This is a genomic window from Amycolatopsis sp. NPDC059021 (genome assembly GCF_042739895.1).
Taxonomy (GTDB): Bacteria; Actinomycetota; Actinomycetes; order Mycobacteriales; family Pseudonocardiaceae; genus Amycolatopsis.
Genome location: NZ_JBHYIQ010000065.1, coordinates 22,692 through 26,687, shown reverse-complemented (window position 1 = coordinate 26,687; position 3,996 = coordinate 22,692). Strand labels below are relative to the sequence as shown.

Genomic DNA, 3,996 nt, shown 5'->3' with positions numbered 1-3,996 from the left:
AGCGGCCCGCGGGCGGGCGCGCGGCGCCCGCCCCCCCCCCGGGCCTCTTACCTCTGTAGCGGGGACAGGATTTGAACCTGCGACCTCTGGGTTATGAGCCCAGCGAGCTACCGAGCTGCTCCACCCCGCGTCGTGACACCTACCTTACGCCCAGGTTTCGGACGGGCGCAAAGCAGGTGTCGATTACGTAAGCGACGTCACCCTCCCGAGGGCGGCGCGCTGCTGCTGGGCGGAGTCGACGACGGGGGCGTGCCGCCCTTGGCCGCCTCGTAGGCCTTGGCAGCGGCGTCCAGTGCGGCCAGGGCGGCGCCCTGGTCGGTGAAGTTGCCGGACTGCTGCGCGGCCCTCAGTTTGCCGAGGGCGGCCTGGATGTCGGCGACGGCCTTGTCCAGCGCCGGGTTGCCGCCGCCGGTGGTGGGTGGCGGCTGGTTGGGTGTGCTGCTGGTCGGTGGTGCCGGGGTCGTGGTCGGCTGGCCGCCCTGGGGTGGCGCGGTGACCACCGAGCCCGCGCCGGGCCCGAAGACCTGGTCCAGTGCCTCGTTGAGGGTGGCCGCGAAACCGATCTTCGACCCGTACGCCACGAGGACGCGTGCCATCTGCGGGTAGTTGGACAGCTGATTGCGCTGTCTGATGTAGACCGGTTCGACGTAGAGGAACCCGTTGCCGACCGGCAGGGTGATCAGGTTGCCGAAGATGGGGGTCACGCTGGGGTTGTTGAACAGGAACCGGTCCTGCGCGACGCGGGGGTCGCCCTGGAATCTGTTCTGTACCTGGACGGGGCCGTCGACCTGGGTGGCCCCGCTGGCGGCGGTGGGCAGCTTGAGCACTCTCATCGCGCCGTAGTCGGCTGGGTCGGACGACACCGACATCCAGGCCGAGAGGTAATTTCGTTGCAGACCTGTGAGCGGGCTCGTGAGCTGGAAGGTCGTCTGGTTTTCTCCCGGCGCGTCGGCGAGGACGTAGTAGCCGGGCTGGTTGGCGGCCCCGGCCGCGCCGGGTGTCGCGCCGCCCTCCTGCGTCGGGTCCTGCGGGATGCTCCAGAAGGCCTGCTGGGCGTAGAACTCCTGCGGGCTGCCGACGTGGTATTTGGTCAGCAGGTCACGCTGCACCTTGAAGAGGTCTTCCGGGTACCGGAAGTGCGAGCGCAGCTCCGGGGAGATGTCCTTGCTGGGTTTGACCAACCCCGGGAACACCTTCTCCCATGCCTTCAGTACGGGCTCGTTGTCGTCGAGCGAGTACAGCGTCACCGTGCCGTTGAAAGCGTCCACAGTGGCCTTGACGGAGTTGCGGATGTAGTTGATCGAGCTGTTCGCCTGGCGCGTGGTGCCGTTGAGCGAGTCGTTGGTCGCGGCGCCGAGCTGGACCTGTTGGGAATACGGGAAATTGTTGAGCGTGGTGTACCCGTCGATGATCCACTGGATCTTGCCGTTCACGACCGCCGGATACGGGTCGCCGTCGAGGGTGAGCCACGGCGCGACCTTGTTGACCCGCTGCCGGGGGTCCCGGTTGTACATGATCTTGGAGCCGTCGCCGATGGCGTCGGAGAACAGGATGTTCCGTTCGCCGTATTCGGCCGCGAAGGCGAGCCGGTTGAACCAGTTGTCGAGGGGGACGCCGCCGCTGCCCTTGTACAGATAGCTGCGGTCGTTGGCGGTGTCGTACTCGCCCGGTGCCTTGCCCGCCGGCCCGCCGACGATCGCGTACGACGGATCGGTGGTGAGTTCGCCGTAGTAGATGCGGGGCTCGTCGACGCGGATTCCCGGTGAGTTCGGCCCGGCGGAGCCGGCGCCGGTCGGGTTCTGGGTATCGCTGGTGGTGGCGATCGGGTAGCCGCCGTCGGAGTTGGCGTCCTTCACCGCGCGGTCGATCGTGTTGGCGGGCGCGGCGACGAAGCCGTTGCCGTGGGTGTAGACGAGGTGCTTGTTGATCCAGGTGGTCTGGTTGCCGGTGAGGCCCTCGGTCTTGATCTCCTTGGCCGCAACGATGTAGTCCTGGGTGCGGCCGCCGATGGTGTACCGGTCGATGTCGAGCTTCGCCGGGAAGCCGTAGAAGTTCTCCCGGCCGACGCGCTGGGTGAAGGTGTCGCTCAGGATGTTCGGGTCGAGCAGCCGGATGTTGGACATCGTGCCGGTGTCCTGTTTGACGTCGGCGGCGGTGGCCTCGGACTTGCCGCTGTAGTCCTGGTACTGGACCTTGGTCATACCGAACGCCTGCTTCGTCGCGTCCATGTTGCGCTGGATGGACGTGGCTTCCTTTTCGTTGGCGTTGGGCTTGACCGAGAACTGGTCGAGGACCGCGGGCCAGGCCACGCCGACCAGGATGCTCGACAGGATGAGCAGCACCAGCGCGATCGCGGGCAGCTGGAGGTTGCGCAGGAACGCACCGGCGAAGAAGGCGATCGCGCAGATCACCGAAATACAGAGCAGGATCAGTTTCGCCGGGAGCACCGCGTTGAGGTCGGTGTAGGTGGCGCCGGTGAACAGGCCGTTGGATCGGTCGGACAACAGCAGGTTGTACCGGTCGAAGAAGTACTCGACCGCCTTGAGCAGCACGAAGATGCCGACGGTGATGGCGAGCTGCGCGCGGGTGGGCCCGGCGAGCTGGCCGCCCTTGCCGGCGAGGCGGATGCCGCCGAAGACGTAATGGGCGATGAGCGCACCGAAGAACGAGATGACGACTGTGATGAAGAGCCAGCCAAGCAGCCAGTTCACGAACGGGAGGTCGAACGCGTAGAAGCCGATGTCGTTGCCGAACTCGGGATCCTTCTGGCCGAACGACGTTCCGTTGACGAACAGCTGCACGACCTGCCAGTCGCCCTGCGCGGACGCGCCGGCGATGAGGCCGGTCAGCACCGGGATGCCGATGCCGAAGAGGCGGATACGGGCGACGATCGCGGACCGGTAGCGGGCCAGCGGGTCGTCGGCGCCGGACACCGGCACGAAGACAGGGCGTGTGCGGTAGGCGATCGTCAGGCTGGCGGCCAGCGCACCGCCGACGAAGAGCCCGACGGCGAAGAACAGCACGATCCTGGTGACCAGCTGGGTGGTGAACACCGAGCGCGCGCCGACCTCGCCGAACCACAGCCAGTCGACATAGGTGTCGAGCAGTCTCGCCCCCAGGAGCAGCGCCAGCACGATCACGGCGGCGATGACGAGGAGGATCCTGCTGCGCCGGGACAGCTTCGGCAGGCTCACGGGGGGCCGGGACGCCACGGCATAGCTCCTGTCTTCGTGAACACGTTCGCAGAGGGCGCACGCGCCCCTGATGCTCTAACTCTACGGATGCCGTGCTGAGTTCCCGGGACCCGCCCAAACCGGACGTGGCACGGCGCGGCGACAGCTCGCCTGGGACGATTGAGCCATGGCACCCAGTGAGCAGCAGCCGACGATCACCGCCATCGCCGGTCTCGCCCGCGAAGTAGAGGAATTCGTCGCCGCAGGGGGCTGGGACCAGCCGCCGCAACTGTTCGCGCTGGTGCCGACAGGCGCGTTGCTGGACGAACAACCGGAGCTGGCCGGGCAGCTGGACCCGGCGAACCCGCTCACGCCGGTCGCGCAGGAAGCCCTGCCCGAGGGTGACCTCGCCGAGGCGCTGGGCCGGATCGCGTGGCCGGATGTCGTGACAGGCTGCGCGATCGCGCAGGAGATCATCGTGCTCCCGCCGGACGTCGAAGCCGAGTTGCCGGATGTCTCCGAGGGCGACGCCGAACGCTTGCGCCGCGCCGCGGCCGACCATCCGCGCCGTACGGAGGCCCGGCTCGTGGCCGCCGTCCTCCGCGGCGGTGAAGCGGCCTGCGTCATGCGGTTGCGCGGAGTGGCGCCGTCCGGTGAGGCGGCCGAGCCTGGGACGCCGGGTGCCGCTGAGGCCGCCGAGGACGTCGTCGACGAGATCATCGAAAGCCCGGACCTCGCGCCGAATCTGCTCGAAGCGCTCAAGGCCACCCTGCTGCCCTGACCCCCGAAGAGGAGCAAGGGACCTTTGCTATCGCCGGGCGAT

2 protein-coding genes and 1 tRNA gene are annotated in these 3,996 nt (G+C 67.9%); 1 reads left to right on the top strand and 2 read right to left on the bottom strand.

Going from position 1 to position 3,996, the window contains the following annotated elements; all coding sequences use genetic code 11:
* Window positions 1-56: 56 nt before the first annotated feature.
* Window positions 57-130: transfer RNA gene (locus ACFWX1_RS31440), tRNA-Met, on the bottom strand.
* Window positions 131-197: 67 nt separating this feature from the next.
* Window positions 198-3,194, bottom strand: a complete 2,997-nt coding sequence (locus ACFWX1_RS31435) for a UPF0182 family protein (protein WP_378393409.1) — start codon at window positions 3,192-3,194, stop codon at window positions 198-200.
* Between the two features lie 166 nt (window positions 3,195-3,360).
* Here ACFWX1_RS31435 and ACFWX1_RS31430 point away from each other — a divergent pair, with 166 nt between their 5' ends.
* Window positions 3,361-3,954, top strand: coding sequence for a PPA1309 family protein (locus ACFWX1_RS31430; RefSeq protein WP_378393380.1), 594 nt, complete (start codon window positions 3,361-3,363; stop codon window positions 3,952-3,954).
* Window positions 3,955-3,996: the final 42 nt, after the last annotated feature.